Raw genomic sequence first — 16497 nt, 5'->3', positions numbered from 1 at the left:
CTGCGCCGGGATGATCGGCGCATTATGCACGTTCCGCCGGGAGCCTTCAGTTCATGCGCTGCAGGCAGGCGTCCAGCGCCGCCTGCCAGTCGGGCAGGCGCACCTGCCAGTCGCGCGCCAGCTTGGCGCCGTCCAGTCGCGAGTTGAGCGGCCGGCGCGCCGGCGTCGGGTAGTCGCTCGACGGAATCGGCAGCAGCTCGGCGCAGGGCTTGCCGGCGGCGCGCAGGCGTTCGCCGATGGCCTGGGCGAAGCCGAACCAGCTGGTCTCGCCCTGGCAGCTCAGGTGATAGGTGCCCCAGTGGCGGTTGCCCGCCTGCCAGGCCACTATCAGCTCGGCGCTGGCGGCGGCGATGCTGCCGGCCCAGGTCGGCGCGCCGATCTGGTCGGCGACCACCCTTAGCTGCTCGCGCTCCTGCAGCAGGCGCTGCATGGTCAGCAGGAAGTTGCGCCCGTGGCGGGAATAGACCCAGCTGGTGCGCAGGATCAGGTGGTCGCAGCCGCTGGCCGCCACCGCCCGTTCGCCGGCCAGCTTGCTGGCGCCGTAGACGCCCAGCGGGTTGGGTGCGTCGCTCTCGACGTAAGGCGCACCTTTGCTGCCGTCGAACACGTAGTCGGTCGAGTAGTGAATCAGCGGGATACCCAGCTCGGCGCAGGTCTGCGCCATGACCCCAGGCGCCTCGGCATTGATGGCGAAGGCCAGCTCGCGCTCCTGCTCGGCCTGATCCACCGCGGTATGGGCGGCGGCGTTGATCAGCAGCTGTGGACGTTCGCGCAGGATGGTCTCGCGCAGGCTGGCCGGGCGCGCCAGGTCGAAATGCTGACGGCCCAGGCTGAGCAGCTTGTGGCCGGCGAGGGTGCGCTGCAGCTCGCGGGCGACCTGGCCGGTGTGGCCGCTGATAAGGATCTTCATGGGAAGGTCTCGGCGTCCTGCAGGCTCAGGCCCTGCTGGTCCTTGGCCGACAGTTGCGGCGTCAGGCCATCCAGCGGCCAGTCGATGGCCAGGCTGGCATCGTCCCAGCGAATGCAGCGCTCATGGGCCGGGGCGTAGTAATCGGTGGTCTTGTAGAGGAACTCGGCGTATTCGCTGAGCACCAGGAAACCGTGGGCGAAACCTTCCGGCACCCACAGCTGGCGCTTGTTCTCGGCCGACAGGTGCACGCCGACCCACTGGCCGAAGGTCGCCGAGCTGCGGCGGATATCGACGGCGACATCGTAGACCTCGCCGGCGCTGACCCGCACCAGCTTGCCCTGGGCTTGCTGCAGCTGATAGTGCAGGCCGCGCAGCACGCCGCGCGCCGAGCGCGAGTGGTTGTCCTGGACGAAGTCACGGTTCACCCCGGTGGCCTCGGCGAAACGCCGGGCATTGAAGCTCTCGTAGAAGAAGCCGCGTTCGTCGCCGAACACCTGGGGTTCGAGGATCAGCACCTCGGGCAGGCGGGTCTGGATCACGCGCATGCTCATTCCTCCGCCAGCTGGTACAGGTACTGGCCGTAGCCGGTCTTGCCGAACGCCTTGGCGCGCGCGAGCAGCTGCTCGCGGTCGATCCAGCCGTGCTGGTAGGCGATCTCCTCGAGGCAGGCGACCTTCAGGCCCTGGCGGTGCTCGATGGTCTGCACGTACTGCGAGGCGTCCAGCAGGCTGTCGTGGGTACCGGTGTCGAGCCAGGCGAAGCCGCGGCCGAAGCGCTCCACGCGCAGGTCGCCGCGAGCCAGGTAGGCATTGTTGACGTCGGTGATCTCCAGTTCGCCGCGCGGCGAGGGCTTGACCGCCTTGGCGATGCGCACCACGTCGTTGTCGTAGAAGTACAGGCCGGTGACCGCGTAGCTGGACTTCGGCTGGCTCGGCTTCTCCTCGATCGACAGGGCGTTGCCGGCGGCGTCGAACTCCACCACGCCGAAGCGCTCGGGGTCGCTGACCCAGTAGCCGAACACCGTGGCGCCGCTGTCATGGCTGGCGGCGCGCAGCAGCATCTCGGTGAAGTGCTGGCCGTGGAAGATGTTGTCGCCGAGGATCAGGCACACCGAATCGTTGCCGATAAAGGCTTCGCCGATCAGGAAGGCCTGGGCCAGGCCGTCCGGCGAGGGCTGCTCGGCATACTGCAGGCGGACGCCGAACGGGCTGCCGTCGCCGAGCATCTTCTGGAAGTTGGGCAGGTCTTCCGGGGTGGAGATGATCAGGATCTCGCGGATGCCGGCGAGCATCAGCACCGACAGCGGGTAGTAGATCATCGGCTTGTCGTAGATCGGCAGCAGCTGCTTGGACACGCCGAGGGTGATGGGGTGCAGCCGGGTGCCGGAACCGCCGGCGAGGATGATGCCTTTCATGGGTATTGCTCCTTAGAAGGTGCCGAGTCGTTGTCCCTGATAGCTGCCATCCTGCACGCGGCGGCACCAGTCGAGGTTGGCCAGGTACCACTGCACGGTCTTGCGCAGGCCGGACTCGAAGGTCTCCTGCGGCACCCAGCCCAGTTCGCGCTGGATCTTGCCGGCGTCGATGGCGTAGCGCAGATCGTGCCCAGGCCGATCCTGCACATAGGTGATCAGCTCGGCGTAGTGCGCCACGCCGGCCGGCTTGCTGGGGGCCAGTTCTTCCAGCAGGGCGCAGATGGCCTGCACCACCTCGAGGTTCTTCTGTTCGTTGTGGCCGCCGATGTTGTAGGTCTCGCCGACCTGGCCTTCCGTCACCACCTTGAGCAGGGCGCGGGCGTGGTCTTCGACATAGAGCCAGTCGCGCACCTGCTGACCGTTGCCGTACACCGGCAGCGGCTTGCCCGCCAGGGCATTGAGGATCATCAGCGGGATCAGCTTCTCGGGGAAATGGTAGGGGCCGTAGTTGTTCGAGCAGTTGGTGAGCAGCACCGGCAGGCCGTAGGTGCGCTGCCAGGCGCGCACCAGGTGATCGGACGCCGCCTTGCTCGCCGAATAAGGCGAGCTGGGCGCGTAGGGAGTGGTTTCGGTGAAGAGGTCATCGACACCATGCAGGTCGCCGTACACCTCGTCGGTGGAAATATGGTGGAAGCGAAACGCCGCCTTGCGTTCCTCGCTCAGGCCGAGCCAGTAGGCGCGGGTGCTTTCCAGCAGGGCGTAGGTGCCGACGATATTGGTCTGGATAAAGGCGGCGGGGCCGTCGATGGAGCGGTCGACGTGGGATTCGGCGGCCAGGTGCATGATCGCGTCCGGCTGAAATTCGGCCAGGGTCTGCGCCACCTGCTCGCTGTCGGCGATATCGGCCTGGACGAAGCGGTAGCGCGGGCTGGCGGCCACTTCGGCGAGCGACTCCAGGTTGCCGGCATAGGTCAGCTTGTCGAGATTGAGCACCTGGTGCTCGGTGTGCTGCAACAGATGACGGATCAGAGCCGAGCCGATAAAGCCGGCGCCGCCGGTGATCAGGATGCGCATGTACTCGTCCTCTAGTTATACAGCCTTCGCTATAAGAGCTTGCGGAACCAGGAAACGTAACGAGCAAGCTACAGAAGATTGGTCGCTGCAAAAATGAAAAAGGCCTGCATCGATGCAGGCCTAGGATACTAAGTGGTGCCGGCACCAGGAGTCGAACCCGGGACCTACTGATTACAAGTCAGTTGCTCTACCAGCTGAGCTATACCGGCGCAGAAGGGCCGCCATTATATCCATTCGCCAGGGCGAGTAAAGCTTGTGCGGGGCGCTTGGTTGCGGGCTCGGCTATCAGCAGGGTTTCGCTTATGCACAATGGCGATGCACTTGATACGCTCGTGCACGGTCTCTGTGCGGTGCGTCACGGATTTATGCAAGTTATTGTTTTTACTGGGCTAAAAATACTGATCAATAAATGATCAGTCGTTTCCGGGGCCATTCGGCAGGGCGCTTGCGGCATTTGCCCAGAAAGCATCAACAGAGTTATCCACAGCTTCTGTGAGCAACTCAGGTACGCTCGGCCAGCAGCAGCAGGTTGCGCGGGCTCAGCCGGTAGTCGCAGAAGCTGCCCAATCTCACCGCGTAGCCCTGCTCCTGCAGATACAGGGCGCGGTCGAGCAACAGCCATAGCTCCAGCGGGCGGCGGAACAGGTTGCGCAGCAGCTCCAGGTTGCGTACCTCGGCCAGGCGCTGCCAGCCGCGGGCTTGCAGTTCGGCCCAGTCCTGCTCGCCGGGTGCTGGCACGCCGCGCAGGGCGGCGAGATCGCGGCAGAAGCTGGAGAAGGGCTTGGCCAGCCAGTCGGCGGCCAGCGGCGGGGTGGGCAGGTATTGATCGACGCCGCGCAACTGGCGCTGCAGCAGGTCGAAGGCCAGGCGCCAGGCCATTGACTGGTCGCGCTGGCGGCGCACGCGGGCGCCGGCGGTGACGGTTTCGCTCAGCGGCAGACCGAGGTCGTCGCGCGACAATTGCAGGGGCGAGGCCTGGGCAGTCGTGGACAGCGGCTGGTAGTGCGGCGTGGCGATGCGGTTGTAGCAGCAGGGCGCCAGCGCCAGCTGTCGGCAGCCACGCGCGCTGGCCAGTTGCAGCAGGCGCACGTGCAGGTCGCCGCAGGCGTGCAGGGCCACCGGCGTATGTTCCGCCAGCACGCGCTCGCTGCAGTTTGCCGCGAGCACATCCTGTTGCAGGTGGCGGGCATCCAGGCCCTGGCGGTGACTCAGGGCGGCGCCGGACGCCACCAGTGCGGGGTCGTATTCCAGGCAGGTCAGACGCTGGCCCTCATGCGCCAGCCAGCGGCCGAGGTGGCCCTTGCCTGCGCACCAGTCGAGCCAGTGGCTGGCCAGCGTGGCGAACTGCAGGCGGCTGGCGAAGGCCTGGATCTGCTCCAGCTTGCGTCCGGGCACGTCGACGCCAAGGCGGGCCGGGCGCGCGTCGACTGGCGTCTGCGGCAGCTCGCCCAATGCGGCGAGCGCCTTGGCCTGGGCCGCCAGTGCGGCGAAGGGCGCCGGTGCGTCCAGCTCCCAGGGCCTGCCGTGGCTGGCTTCGGCCTGCTGCAGCGTGCGCGTGCGCAGCCAGGCGGCCAGTTGCGGCAGTTCGCGCTCCCAGGGCAGTTGCAGCTGGACGAAGGGCTTGGGCCGCCACAGCGCCTGGTGACGGACGAGAAAGACGTCCAGCGCCTGGAAGCGGGCGAGCAGCTGCTCGGTGGAGAGGATGGGCTCGGTCATGGTGCGCGGCGGGCGGAACCGGGAGCCGCGGATTCTAGGTTTTGCGCGGCGGGCCGTCGAGGGGCGACGGCCCGGCGCTGCTCAGCGGCCCTGGCAGGCGTCGACGCGCAGCCAGCGTTCCAGCAGGCGGAAAGCGCGTACCAGGACGAAGGCGATGGCCAGGTAGAACAGCCCGGCGGCGAAGAAGATCTCCACCGGCAGGTAGGTGCGGGCGATGATGGTGCGTGCCATGCCGGTCAGCTCCAGCAGGGTCACGGTGCTGGCCAGGGCGCTGGCCTTGAGCATCAGGATCACCTCGTTGCTGTAGGCCGGCAGGCCGATGCGCGCGGCGCGTGGCAGGACGATGTAGAACAGGGTCTTGGCCCGCGACATGCCCAGCGCGCGCGCGGCCTCCACCTCGCCCGGCGGCACCGCCTGGATGGCGCCGCGCAGTATCTCGGCGATATAGGCGGCGGTGTGCAGGGTCATGGTGATGATCGCGCACCAGTAGGGGTCGCGCAGGTAGGGCCAGAGCGGGCCCTGGCGCACGGCGTCGAACTGCGCCAGGCCGTAGTAGACCAGAAACAGCTGCACCAGCAGCGGCGTGCCGCGGAAGAAGAAGATGTAGCCGTAGGGCAGAGCGCGCACGTACCAGTGCTTGGAGGCGCGAGCGATGCCCATGGGCAGGGCGAGGATCAGACCGGCGACCACGGCGATGGCCACCAGCTCCAGGGTCAGCAGCGCGCCTTCGGACAGGCGTGGCAGCCACTTGAGGATGACTTCCCAGTTCATCAGGCGCTCCGGACGAAGCCGCGACTGGCGCGCTTCTCGAGGAAATGCAGGCCGATCATGGCGAGAATGGTCAGGCCCAGGTAGATGAAGGCGGCGACCATATAGAAGGTGAAGGGCTCTTTGCTGGCGGTCACGGCGATCTGCGAGCGGCGCATGATCTCTTCCAGGCCGATCACCGAGACCAGCGCGGTGTCCTTCATCAGGATCATGAACAGATTGCCCAGGCCGGGCAGGGCGATGCGCCACATCTGCGGCAGGATCAGCTTCCAGAGGATGCGTCCCTTGGACATGCCGAGGGCCAGGCCCGCTTCGCGGTGGCCCTTGGGAATGGCCAGGATGGCGCCGCGGAACACCTCGGTGGCGTAGGCGCCGAAGCACAGGCCGAGGGCGATGGTGCCGGCGGCGAAGGCGGAGAGTTCGAGGCTCTCGACACCGAGCAGGTCGGCCAGGGTGCGCATCAGGTTGACCGTGCCGAAGTAGATCAGCAGCACCCAGAGCAGTTCGGGCACGCCGCGCACGATGGTCGAATAGCTGCCGCCGAGCCACTGCAGCGGCTTGTACGGCGAAGTCTTGGCCAGCGCGCCGAGCAGGCCGAGCACCAGGCCCACCGCCAGCGCGGAGAGCGCCAGTTGGATGGTCATCAGGGTGCCGGCGGCCAGGGCGGGGCCGAATCCGTGGAGGTCGAAAATCATCGGAGGGCTCGGGCCGCTGCGCCGCCTGCTGGCGGCGCAGAGCCGTCAGGTCATCAGTAGATGCTGAACGGGAAGTACTTGTCGTTGATCTGCTTGTAGGTACCGTCTTCGATGATGGCCTGCAGCGCAGTGTTCAGCTTCTCGCGCAGCGGGTCGCCCTTGCGCACGGCGATGCCGATCTTGTCGTTGTCGAACACCGGGTCGCCCTTGAACTCGAAGTCCTTGCCGGCGTCGCTCTTGAGCCATTCCCAGTTGACGAAGGTGTCGGCCAGCACGCCGTCGAGACGGCCGGAAGCCAGGTCGAGGTAGGCGTTCTCCTGGGTGTCGTAGAGCTTGATGTCGACCACCTTGTCCAGGTTGTCCTCCAGCCAGGTGCCGGCGATGGTGGCGCGCTGGGCGCCGATCACCTTGCCCTTGAGGCTGGCTTCGTCGGTCTTGAAGTCGGCCGACTTGGGCGCGATGAACTGCAGCTTGTTGGTGTAGTAGGGCTCGGTGAAGTCCACCGCCGCCTTGCGCTCCTCGGTGATCGACATCGAGGCGATCAGGAAGTCGAACTTCTTGGCGTTCAGCGCCGGGATGATGCCATCCCAGTCGGAGGTGACCACCTCGCACTCGGCCTGCATCTTGGCGCACAGCGCCTGGCCGATTTCCACGTCGAAGCCGGTGACCTTGCCGCTGGCGTCGATCAGGTTGAAGGGTGGGTAGGCGCCTTCGGTACCGAGTTTCAGCTTGTCGGCGGCGACAGCGCTGGTGCCGAAGGCCAGGGTGGCGGCCGCGGCCAGCAGGATCTTCTTATAGTTCTGCATGCATGTTGCTCCGTGTTAGCGATTGCTGGACATGAATTGTTTACAGCGTGCCGAAAGCGGGTTGTCAAATACCTGGGCCGGTGGCCCCTGTTCTTCGACCAGGCCCTGGTGGAGGAACACCACCTCGCTGGAGACCTGGCGGGCGAAGCCCATCTCGTGGGTGACCAGCAGCATGGTGCGACCCTCTTCGGCAAGCGCGCGGATCACATTAAGCACTTCTTGTACCATCTCCGGGTCGAGCGCCGAGGTAGGCTCGTCGAACAGTATCACCTTCGGCTGCATGGCCAGGGTGCGGGCGATGGCCGCGCGCTGCTGCTGGCCGCCGGACAGCTGGTTGGGATAAACGTGACGTTTGTCGGCGATACCGACCTTGGCCAGCAGCGCTTCGGCCACCTCGATTGCCTCGGCCTTGCTCTGGCCGAGCACGCGGCGCGGCGCCTCGATGATGTTGTCGAGCACGCTCATGTGCGGCCACAGATTGAAATTCTGGAAGACGAAACCGATCTCGCTGCGCAGGCGGTTGATCTGCCTGTTGTCGGCGGCGACCAGGTCGCCGTTCTTCGCGGCCTTGAGCTTGAGCTCCTCGCCGGCGACGAAAATCTGCCCCTGGTGCGGGTTTTCCAGCAGGTTGATGCAGCGCAGGAAGGTGGACTTGCCGGAGCCGGAGGAGCCGAGAATGGAGATGACGTCGCCGTCTTTGGCCGTCAGGGAAATGCCCTTGAGCACTTCGAGGTCGCCGTAGCGTTTGTGCAGGTTGCGGATTTCCAGCGCGGGCGTCGCCTCGGCCATGGGGTGTGATCCTCTTCTTCTTCGAAAGCGCTCCGGCGTGCAGCGGGCCATCCTGGCTGGCGGCCAAGCTAGCATAGCGTTTCCGTGACCGCCAAGCCGTTTGCTGGCCTATGGCTTGCTCTATGGTCAGGGTGTCGCCTGGCTGCAGCAGGTTGTCGCGCAGATGCAATTTGCCGGCATCGGGCGGCCGCTGAGGCCGACCGAGTGGCGTGTGGAGCCTATTGGCTGCGTGCCAGGTTAAGCGTCAGCAGGCGCCGGAGGATTTCTTCGTCGCTCATCTCCGCGCTGTAGTCCTGCCAGCCGTAGGCCTTGGCTACGGCCAGGTCTAGGGCTTTGTGGGCATTGTCCAGCCAGGCCGGGCGGGCGTTGTAGAGATTGGTCAGGGTGCGTTTCTTCAGTTCGGCGGCGTATTCGGGCTTGGCCAGGATGCGTTCCGGGTAGCCGGCCACCACTTCGGGCACGCGCTCGACCCATTCGGCCGGGTTCAGCCAGTTTTCCCGCAGGCTATGCAGGCGCTGAGCGGCAGCGGCGATGGCGTGCGCCGCCGGCAGATAGTCGGCAGCCACCGGCGGCAATTGCACCTCGCCTTCGGCCTGCGGTTGGCCTCGGGTGTCGGCTGGCGTCAGTCCCTCGGGAAAAGGGAAGGTCTCGAAGGTGCTGCTCGGCGTATAGCGCGGGTCATTGCCAACGCCGAGAAAGGTGCAGAGACCGAGCGACCAGAGTTCGTGGAAGCGCGAGTGCAGGATACCGAAGGTGGTGTCGTCGGCGCGAATGATCGCCACGCACAAGTTTTCAGGAATCTGCTTCTCGGGGAGCCAGGTAAAAACCCGATGCTTGGCAACCATCGGTGTTGTGATAAACCGGCCGATACCATGCACTGAACGCTTGAGTGCCGGGCGTGGATCACCAAAACACCACCAGTGGGTGCGATGCCATTCTCGGCGTAGATGCACACGAGTGGGTTTGACCCTGGCAGTCACATGTTCGAACGGTTTTTCATAAAGCGATGCTTCGTCTTCAGACATTTTGCCGAAGTCGATTACCCATGTGTCCGAGGGGCGTCGAGTAATGTCTAGGCCATTTGCCCATCGACGGATTACATCACTATTCGGTTTGTTATTTGGGTTGGGTAGCGTCAACCATGCTCGCGCAATGTCGCCTGGAAGGTCAAAAGGACCATTTTTCTGCGTGCCAATAAACGACGTTTCGGCGTTTTCCGATAATTTCTGAGCCTGTGTCAGATCCAGTGAGTGCTCGCCTGTCTCTGCGGCGCTGGTTAAATCTGCATTGATTCGCTTGACTGGGTGGCCGTCGAGCCACGCCAATGCTCGGTGCTCGGTGCTCGGTGCTCGGTGCTCGGTGCGAAGCTGACCAGCGAGACTCTCACCGCCGCACCATCATTGATCCAAGACTCATCACTCCAGGCATTGAAGATCGCCAGTTGATCGGCAATGGCATCCAGTACCTTGCGGTTGGCGCCGCCACGGATGGAGTTGGTGGATACCAGCCCGGCGCGTTGCGTCTGGCCGGCCTGGATCTGCTGGCGAGCCTTGAGAAACCAGTAGCAGACCAGATCGGCACCACCCGGTACGCGGCCGTCGTAGAGCTTTCGCAAGGCCTTTGTATAGGGTTCGCCCAGTTCCCGGATCATCTTTCGATCACCAAGAAACGGCGGGTTGCCAATGATCACGTCCGCCGTCGGCCACTGCGCCTCGCTGCCGTCGTCGTTAATCAGCGCGTCGCGGTGTTCGATGCTGTCGAGCGAGCGCAGGATGGGGTTCTGCGCAATCGGCCGGCCATTGCGCTGGCTCCACTGCAGGTCGCCGATCCATACGGTGACCCGCGCCAGCTCGGCGGCGTACTCGTTGATCTCCAGGCCGAGCACGTTGGCCGGCCCGGTTTCGACATGCATCTGGCGGCCGAAGCCGAGCAGTTCCAGGTCGATCTGTGCGGCATGCTCCAGGTCTTTCAGGGCATGCAGGGAGAGGTAGAGGAAGTTGCCGGAGCCACAGGCCGGGTCGAGCACGCGAAAGTTGCGCAGGCGCTCGAAATAGCCTTGGTAGGCCGCCACTGCGGCCTTGTACGGAGCGCTTTTCACGCCCTTGCCCTGGGCTTTCTCCAGGGTCGGTTTAATGGCCGCCCACTCCGCGGCCAGCGGCTCGACGATCAGCGGCTCGATCAGTTTGGCGATGGTGGCGGTGTCGGTGTAGTGCGCGCCCAGCGGCGCGCGGGCGTTGGGGTCGAGGCCGCGTTCGAACAGGGTGCCGAAGATGGTCGGGTCGATGGCGCGCCAGTCGAGGCTTTCGGCGGCCTGACGCAGCACGGCCAGGTCGTCGCCGGTCAGTGCGGGAATGTCGATGGTCTTGAACAGGCCGCCGTTGAACCAGGCGATATCGTCGTTGCCGTAGGCGCCGCCGTTCTGCATGGCGGCGAACAGGTTGGCGATGCGTTTGCCGGCGCGTTCGACATCCTCGCGAGCGCTTTTCAGGATGCTGGTGAAAATTTGCGGATTGTCGCTGCTGCCCTGGTGCAGCAGGCCCTCGTCCTCGGCGTACATGCAAAAGATGCACTGGATCAGGAAGTGTGCGACTTGCTGACTATCCAGCCCGCGCTGGCGCATGGATTCGGCCACGCGGGCGAATTCGCCCGCGGCCTCGGCGGTGATGGCGGCATTGGACTTGAGCGGACGCAGCTTGTGGACGTCCTCGCTGGAGAACAGCCAGCGCAGGGCGTTGAGATTGTCGGGTTGGCCGATATCGTCCAGGGCAATGATGCGTGGGGCTCCTGGATAGCCAATGAAGCGGGGGTGCAGTTCGATGCGTTCGCGGTTGCACACCACCAGCACCGGTGGATTGTCCAAGGCTCCTTCATAGTGTTTCAGCTGTATCAATGCCGGGCCAAGATCCTTGTCCGGGCCTTTGTTTTCCCAGGCGAAGCAACCGCGTTTCCAGACGTCGGCAAAACCCTTGCCGCCAAGCAGTTTCTCCAGCCCCTGCTCGTAGCAGTAGTCGCCGCTCTGGCGTGGTGGCTCGACGCCGAGCAGCCGGCAGAGATCTTCGAAATGCGCCTGGGCACCGCCCTTTTCGGAAAGCGAGTTGTTTTTCCAGGTGGCAATGAATTTTTCAGGAGTCACGGACGGCACCAAATTGGGCTGCCGGGTCTGGCGGGGGTAGGCGATTGCGACACTTCCCTTTGGCCCTGGCAGTACGTCTAGGTCGCAATGCGCGGCGATTATCGGCCTATCGCGGCTGCTTGTGGTAGCCCCGGGATGGGCGATAGCTGCTGCGGGGCACTCCCGGATTATTCGGGGCGCCTGCGCGGTAGCTGCCGCTGCAGTTGTTCGAGGCTCTGCAGGTCGGCGGCGTCTGCGTTTTGTCGCTCGGTTTCGCGGCGCTGGCTGTCGAACTGCTGGTAACGCTCCTGGGCCAGTTGCTCGGCGACCTTGGCGCTGATACTGCCGGCGTGGTCGAGCAACTCGCGCTCGTTGAAGCTGAGGAAGGCGTCGAGCTTGCTGGCCCAGTCCTGCATGGTCATGGTCTTGCCGCGGCGGGCTTGGTCTTCGGCGTAGTCGAGGTACATCACCACGATACGGTCGAGCTCGCGGACTTCGTCGTTGCTCAGGTAGTTCTTGGCGGTGGTGACGTCCTTCTTGCGCACCCGACTGCCTTCCCAGGTGGTGAGGCCCATATTCGGCAACTCGGGGTTGGCACGCTGGCTGATCAGCTCGGCGGCGGTGTGCCCGGTAACGGCCCAGAGCATCTTGTTCTGCACCTTCTGGAAAAACAGGCGGGCGGCTTCGCTGCTGCTCTGGTAATCCACTGCGGTGGCGTAGAGATCGCGAATCTTCTGGTAGAAGCGCTTCTCGCTGGCGCGGATCTCGCGGATGCGCTCCAGCAACTCGTCGAAGTAGTCCCAGCCACCGGGATTCTTCAGGCGCTGATCGTCCATGACGAAGCCCTTGACCAGCAGCTCGCGCAGGTGGGTGGTGGCCCACTGGCGGAACTGCGTGCCACGCGGCGAACGCACCCTGTAGCCGATAGCGAGGATCATGTCGAGGTTGTAGAGCTGGGTGCGGTAATTCTTGCCGTCGCTGGCAGTTGTCAAGGATTCCTTGACAACTGCCTCGGCTAGTTCGCCTTCGGCAAGAATATTGCGGATATGCAGGCTGACGTTCTGTTTGCTGCTGGCGAACAGCTCGGCGATTTCCAGCTGGCTGAGCCATACCGTGCCGTCGCTGGCGCGCAGTTGCAGCGTGACTTTGCCGTCGTCGGTGCGGTAGATGATCAGATCATGCATGGCAGCGGGCGTCCTTGGTGGCTGACGGTGCTGAACATGGCGCAGGGCGAGCGAGGTCGCCAGTTTTTTCTGCAGATAGAAAAAAGGCCCACATCGCTGTGAGCCTTTGATCAATATTCATGGTGCCCAGGGACGGAATCGAACCGCCGACACGGGGATTTTCAATCCCCTGCTCTACCAACTGAGCTACCTGGGCCAACGGGGCGCTATTAGACGGATTTGCAGGATCAGTGTCAAGCGCAGGTTTGAAAAATATTTAATTATTTCGGGCGCTTAGGTTCGCGACGGGTAGGGTGCGCCGCGCGCACCGCGCTCAAGCGCCTGGTGCCTGGCATGCAGGGTTACCAGCACGCTGTCGCGGCTGAAGCCCCTCCCACAAGCATTCTTATTCGCTCGGCGGCACGTAGCCTTCGGCCTGGGCGTATTCCTCGCCAGAGAGGAACTTGTCCATCTCGGTCTGCAGGAACTTGCGGTCCTCGGCGTTCATCATGTTCAGCCGGCGTTCGTTGATCAGCATGGTCTGGTGCTTTTGCCACTCGTCCCAGGCCTGCTTGGAAACGTTGGTGAAGATGTCTTCGCCCTTGGGGCCGGGGTAGGGCGCGCGATCCAGGCCGGGCAGTTCCTGTTTGTATTTGCGGCACAGCACGGTGCGGGTCATGTCGGTTCTCCAGCATTGATGGCTTGCGCCGCGCGTTTCAGCAGCTTCTTCACCGGGGCGGCGAGGCCCAGGCGCGGCGGGGTGGCGAGGTTATACCAGAGCCAGTCGGCCTCGGCCACGCGACTCGGCTGCTCGGTCACCTGCACCAGCCAGGGTTCGATGGCCAGCTGGAAATGGCTGAAGGTGTGGGTCAGGCCTTCCAGTTCGCGGCGTTGGCCCAGTTCGAGCTGCTGTTGCTGGCCGAGGCCTGCGAGCTGTTCGAGGTCGTCCAGCTCCGGCAGGCTCCACAGCCCGCCCCACAGGCCTGTCGACGGGCGGCGATAGAGCAGTATGTCGCCGGCGGCGTTGACCAGCAGCGGCATCAGCGTGCGCTTCTGCGGCAGTGCCTTGCGCGGTTTGGCTATCGGGTAGCGGATTTCCAGGCCGAGCAGATGCGCCTGGCAGCCGCTGCGCACCGGGCACAGCAGGCAGGTGGGTTTGCTTCGTGTGCAGAGGGTGGCGCCGAGGTCCATCATCGCCTGGGTGTAGTGGTTGACGCGTTCATGCGGGGTGAAGCGCTCGGCCACGTCCCACAGCTGCTTGGCCACTTTCGGCTCGCCTGGGTAGCCCTCCTGCGCCACGTAGCGCGCCAGCACACGCTTGACGTTGCCGTCGAGGATCGGCGCACGCAGGCCCATGCTCAGGCTGGCGATGGCGCCGGCGGTGGAGCGACCAATGCCGGGCAGTTCGGCCAGCGCCTCGACGCTGCGCGGGAACTCGCCACCGTGCTCACGCATGACGATCTGTGCGGTCTTCTGCAGGTTGCGCGCGCGGGTGTAGTAACCCAGGCCGGTCCACAGGTGCAGTACTTCATCCTCGGGAGCTTCGGCTAGGTCGCGTACCGTGGGTAATGCGGCCATAAAACGGTCGAAGTAGCCGAGCACGGTGCTGACCTGGGTCTGCTGCAGCATGATTTCCGACACCCAGACACGGTAGGGCGTGATGTTCTGCTGCCAGGGCAGATCCTTGCGCCCGTGCTGGTCGTACCAGGCCAGCACGGCGCCGTTGAACTGCTCGGGGCTCATCGGTTGAACAGGCCCTTGAGTGCGTCTTTCAGATCCGGGCTGACCTTGTCGCCGAGCTTCTCTTCCAGCTTCTCGGTCAGCTTGTTGCCGGCCAGGCGCGCGGCGATCTTGCCGAGGCCATCCTGGTCCAGGCGGCAGGCCTTGGCGCCCAGCTCCAGCGGGCCGCGGCAGCGCAGCGGCCATTCGATGCCGACGTAGCGCTCGTTGACCTGGCAGGCCGGGTCGGGCATTTCGCGCTGGTCGCCCTCGAGGGTGATGCCGACCTGGTAGTCGAGGCCGAGCACGCGCAGGTCGAGGTCGCCCTTGCCGCTAACCGCCAGGCCCGGTACCAGCGCCTTGAGATCGGGGTTGTGGGCGACGCCGTCACGCACGTTGAGACTGCCCTTGAGTTCGCGGAACGGCGTGTCCTTGCCGGTCGGCGGGTTGCTCGGCACCTTGCGGTTGAGGGTGGCGATGCCGCGGCACAGCTGCTGTTCGAGGTTGGCGTCGACCAGCACGCCGTCGTTGAGGACGAAGCTGGCGTTGCCGTTGAGCGCTTCGATCCAGGCTTTCTGGCTGTTGCCGCGGCTGTTGAACTTGGCGTCCAGGTCGAGCAGGCCCTTGATCGGCGAGGGCTGGCCGTCCTTCTTCAGCAGCGGCTCCAGCGGCATACGGCTGAGGCGCTGCTCCAGGCTGAGCATCGGCTCGGCCTGGCGCACGTCGATGCGGCCGGTACTGACGAAGCTGCCGCCCTGCAGCTTGCCGCGGGCCTCTTCCAGGCTGATCAGGCCGCCGCGGCCGTTGGCCTTGATGCGGACGTCCGCGAACTGCTGCTTGTCGTAGGTGAGCTGGCCCAGGCTGAGCGCCAGTTGCAGGTCGAGCTTGCGCAGCTGGTCCACCGGCAGCACCTTCTCGTCGCTCCAGGCCTGCTGGGTGGGCGCCTTGGGCAGCGGCGTGGTGCCGTTGCCGCCGGCGCTGGCAACGCTTTCCTTGACCTCGGCCTTACGTGCGGCGCCGGCGCTGTCCTGGGTTTTCGGCGGCAGGTAGCGGTCGAGGTCGAGCTTGTCGCCCTTGAGGTCGGCGCGCAGCGCCTGGCGGGCGAAGTCGGCCACGCCGAGGCTGCCGGTGAAGGTGCTGCCGTCCAGCTTGAGGTTGAGTTCTTCCAGCATCACGCCCTTGGTCGAGCCGCTCAGGCGGCTGGCCAGCTCGAACTGGCCGAGGCTGCCGGCGTCCTGCATGGCCGGCAGTTCGACGCCGATGCCGGTGAGAAATTCGCGCAGGTTGAGCGGGGCGATGGACAGGCCACCGGCCAGCTTGGCGTCCTTGTCCAGCTCGCGCAGTTTCAGCTCGCCGAGCGCGCGCAGCTGGTTGGCGGACAGTTTCAGGCCGTTCCATTCGGCGACGTTGGCCGCCAGGTCGACCAGCAGCTGCCCCTGGGCGGCGAAGTTCAGCGTCTTGCCCTTGAGTGGCTCGCCCGAGGCTTCGCCGGCCAGCTTGAGGTCTTCGAACTGGTAGCGCTTGAGCGCGCGGTCGAAGCGCAGCTGGCCCTCCAGCTCGCTGCGCGCGCGCAGCAGCGGCTGGTTGGTGCCGAAGAAGGCGCCGAGCTTGAGCGGGATGGCTGCGCCCTCGCGGATGGCGCCGGTCTTCAGCTCGATGTTTTCCAGGGTGAACTGCTGGTCCTGCTGCGCGTCGTGGTAGTCGATGCGCGAGTTGCTCAGGGTCAGGCTGTCGATATCCAGCTTGATCGGCTGGCCGGCGGGCTTGTCGGTCGTCGTCTCGCTGGCGGCGTCGCTGGCTGGCGGCTGTTCGCTCGGCGTTTGCGCCGCTGCGCTGGCCTGCGCCGGCTTGCCGATGCCTTCCCAGTTGCCGCGGCCCTTGGCGTCGCGTTGCAGGTTGAGGTTGAGGCCGTCGACGCGGATATCGCTCATCTGCACTTCCTTGCGCAGCAGCGGCAGCACCCGCACCGACAGGCCGAGCAGGCGCAGGTCGGCGAACGGCTGCTCCGGGGTGTCGGCGCTGGCCAGGGTGGCGTCGGTCAGCTCCAGGCCCAGCCAGGGGAACAGGCTCCAGCCGATATCGCCGTTGAGCTGCAGCTCCAGGTTGGCCTTGTCGCGGGCCAGCTGGCGGATCTCGTCCTTGTAGTCGTTGGGGTCGAACAGGTGGGTCAGGGCGAACAGCAGCGCCACTATGAGCAGCAGCAGCCCGAGGAGGAAGAGACCCAGGATCTTGCCGAGCGCTTTCATGGACGAGTCCTTGTTTCGATTACGGATTGCGGGCGGCCTGCGCGCCGGGCGCGGGCGGCCGTCGATAATGGGCGCCGAGTATAGC

The 16497-nt window shown here is 65.1% G+C and carries 15 protein-coding genes and 2 tRNA genes; all 17 read right to left on the bottom strand.

The annotated features are described in order from the left end of the window. Positions 1 to 46: 46 nt before the first annotated feature. The 17 genes from rfbD to ACIGKL_RS12870 all read right to left on the bottom strand — a co-directional run bounded on the left by rfbD (position 47) and on the right by ACIGKL_RS12870 (position 16412). Positions 47 to 910 (bottom strand): dTDP-4-dehydrorhamnose reductase, encoded by an 864-nt coding sequence (gene rfbD / locus ACIGKL_RS12950; protein WP_397487042.1) that lies wholly within the window; start codon positions 908 to 910, stop codon positions 47 to 49. Then, positions 907 to 1455 carry a dTDP-4-dehydrorhamnose 3,5-epimerase gene (rfbC, locus tag ACIGKL_RS12945; RefSeq protein ID WP_397487041.1) on the bottom strand — a complete coding sequence of 183 codons (549 nt, stop codon included), beginning with the start codon at positions 1453 to 1455 and terminating at the stop codon, positions 907 to 909. Before rfbC ends, rfbD begins: the two co-directional genes overlap by 4 nt. 2 nt (positions 1456 to 1457) lie before the next feature. Beyond that, positions 1458 to 2324 (bottom strand): glucose-1-phosphate thymidylyltransferase RfbA, encoded by an 867-nt coding sequence (gene rfbA, locus ACIGKL_RS12940; protein ID WP_397487040.1) that lies wholly within the window; start codon positions 2322 to 2324, stop codon positions 1458 to 1460. Between the two features lie 12 nt (positions 2325 to 2336). Beyond that, a complete protein-coding gene (rfbB, locus tag ACIGKL_RS12935) occupies positions 2337 to 3398 on the bottom strand; it encodes a dTDP-glucose 4,6-dehydratase (protein WP_397487039.1) in 1062 nt (353 codons plus the stop codon). A 133-nt stretch (positions 3399 to 3531) separates the two neighbouring features. Beyond that, a tRNA-Thr gene (locus ACIGKL_RS12930) sits at positions 3532 to 3607 on the bottom strand. A gap of 292 nt (positions 3608 to 3899) precedes the next feature. Next, positions 3900 to 5114, bottom strand: coding sequence for a methyltransferase (locus ACIGKL_RS12925; RefSeq protein WP_397487038.1), 1215 nt, complete (start codon positions 5112 to 5114; stop codon positions 3900 to 3902). A gap of 81 nt (positions 5115 to 5195) precedes the next feature. Then, on the bottom strand, positions 5196 to 5885 hold the full coding sequence (locus ACIGKL_RS12920; protein WP_397487037.1) for an ABC transporter permease: 690 nt from the start codon (positions 5883 to 5885) through the stop codon (positions 5196 to 5198). Further along, entirely contained in the window at positions 5885 to 6577 is a 693-nt protein-coding gene (locus tag ACIGKL_RS12915) for an ABC transporter permease (protein ID WP_397487036.1), read from the bottom strand. Before ACIGKL_RS12915 ends, ACIGKL_RS12920 begins: the two co-directional genes overlap by 1 nt. Positions 6578 to 6630: 53 nt before the next feature. Beyond that, positions 6631 to 7383 (bottom strand): ABC transporter substrate-binding protein, encoded by a 753-nt coding sequence (locus tag ACIGKL_RS12910; protein WP_397487035.1) that lies wholly within the window; start codon positions 7381 to 7383, stop codon positions 6631 to 6633. Positions 7384 to 7398: 15 nt separating this feature from the next. Next, positions 7399 to 8172 (bottom strand): ABC transporter ATP-binding protein, encoded by a 774-nt coding sequence (locus tag ACIGKL_RS12905; protein WP_397487034.1) that lies wholly within the window; start codon positions 8170 to 8172, stop codon positions 7399 to 7401. A 218-nt stretch (positions 8173 to 8390) separates the two neighbouring features. Further along, positions 8391 to 9197 (bottom strand): type IIL restriction-modification enzyme MmeI, encoded by an 807-nt coding sequence (locus tag ACIGKL_RS12900; RefSeq protein WP_397487033.1) that lies wholly within the window; start codon positions 9195 to 9197, stop codon positions 8391 to 8393. 251 nt (positions 9198 to 9448) lie between these two features. Beyond that, positions 9449 to 11305 (bottom strand): DNA methyltransferase, encoded by a 1857-nt coding sequence (locus ACIGKL_RS12895; RefSeq protein WP_397487032.1) that lies wholly within the window; start codon positions 11303 to 11305, stop codon positions 9449 to 9451. A gap of 167 nt (positions 11306 to 11472) precedes the next feature. Then, positions 11473 to 12468 (bottom strand): virulence RhuM family protein, encoded by a 996-nt coding sequence (locus ACIGKL_RS12890; RefSeq protein ID WP_397487031.1) that lies wholly within the window; start codon positions 12466 to 12468, stop codon positions 11473 to 11475. 120 nt (positions 12469 to 12588) lie between these two features. Then, positions 12589 to 12664 (bottom strand) — tRNA-Phe (locus tag ACIGKL_RS12885). Positions 12665 to 12853: 189 nt separating this feature from the next. After that, positions 12854 to 13126 carry an oxidative damage protection protein gene (locus ACIGKL_RS12880; RefSeq protein ID WP_196476592.1) on the bottom strand — a complete coding sequence of 91 codons (273 nt, stop codon included), beginning with the start codon at positions 13124 to 13126 and terminating at the stop codon, positions 12854 to 12856. Continuing rightward, positions 13123 to 14190 carry an A/G-specific adenine glycosylase gene (mutY, locus tag ACIGKL_RS12875; RefSeq protein ID WP_397487030.1) on the bottom strand — a complete coding sequence of 356 codons (1068 nt, stop codon included), beginning with the start codon at positions 14188 to 14190 and terminating at the stop codon, positions 13123 to 13125. The genes ACIGKL_RS12880 and mutY overlap by 4 nt, the downstream gene beginning before the upstream one ends. After that, a complete protein-coding gene (locus ACIGKL_RS12870; protein ID WP_397487029.1) occupies positions 14187 to 16412 on the bottom strand; it encodes an AsmA family protein in 2226 nt (741 codons plus the stop codon). Before ACIGKL_RS12870 ends, mutY begins: the two co-directional genes overlap by 4 nt. Positions 16413 to 16497 lie beyond the last annotated feature (85 nt).

The sequence above is a fragment of the Pseudomonas sp. NPDC077186 genome (assembly GCF_044543505.1).
Classification (GTDB): Bacteria; Pseudomonadota; Gammaproteobacteria; order Pseudomonadales; family Pseudomonadaceae; genus Aquipseudomonas.
The sequence above is the reverse complement of the archived record's forward strand: the minus strand, read 5'-3'. Positions and strand labels throughout refer to the sequence as shown.

Excerpts from the sequence above, each read along its gene's own strand:
- rfbB (WP_397487039.1), bottom strand. The coding sequence starts at position 3,398 with ATGCGCATCCTGATCACCGGCGGCGCCGGCTTTATCGGCTCGGCTCTG.
- ACIGKL_RS12915 (WP_397487036.1), bottom strand. The coding sequence starts at position 6,577 with ATGATTTTCGACCTCCACGGATTCGGCCCCGCCCTGGCCGCCGGCACC.
- rfbD (WP_397487042.1), bottom strand. The coding sequence starts at position 910 with ATGAAGATCCTTATCAGCGGCCACACCGGCCAGGTCGCCCGCGAGCTG.
- mutY (WP_397487030.1), bottom strand. The coding sequence starts at position 14,190 with ATGAGCCCCGAGCAGTTCAACGGCGCCGTGCTGGCCTGGTACGACCAG.
- ACIGKL_RS12890 (WP_397487031.1), bottom strand. The coding sequence starts at position 12,468 with ATGCATGATCTGATCATCTACCGCACCGACGACGGCAAAGTCACGCTG.
- rfbA (WP_397487040.1), bottom strand. The coding sequence starts at position 2,324 with ATGAAAGGCATCATCCTCGCCGGCGGTTCCGGCACCCGGCTGCACCCC.
- ACIGKL_RS12880 (WP_196476592.1), bottom strand. The coding sequence starts at position 13,126 with ATGACCCGCACCGTGCTGTGCCGCAAATACAAACAGGAACTGCCCGGC.
- ACIGKL_RS12870 (WP_397487029.1), bottom strand. The coding sequence starts at position 16,412 with ATGAAAGCGCTCGGCAAGATCCTGGGTCTCTTCCTCCTCGGGCTGCTG.
- ACIGKL_RS12900 (WP_397487033.1), bottom strand. The coding sequence starts at position 9,197 with ATGTCTGAAGACGAAGCATCGCTTTATGAAAAACCGTTCGAACATGTG.
- ACIGKL_RS12925 (WP_397487038.1), bottom strand. The coding sequence starts at position 5,114 with ATGACCGAGCCCATCCTCTCCACCGAGCAGCTGCTCGCCCGCTTCCAG.
- ACIGKL_RS12920 (WP_397487037.1), bottom strand. The coding sequence starts at position 5,885 with ATGAACTGGGAAGTCATCCTCAAGTGGCTGCCACGCCTGTCCGAAGGC.
- rfbC (WP_397487041.1), bottom strand. The coding sequence starts at position 1,455 with ATGCGCGTGATCCAGACCCGCCTGCCCGAGGTGCTGATCCTCGAACCC.
- ACIGKL_RS12905 (WP_397487034.1), bottom strand. The coding sequence starts at position 8,172 with ATGGCCGAGGCGACGCCCGCGCTGGAAATCCGCAACCTGCACAAACGC.
- ACIGKL_RS12910 (WP_397487035.1), bottom strand. The coding sequence starts at position 7,383 with ATGCAGAACTATAAGAAGATCCTGCTGGCCGCGGCCGCCACCCTGGCC.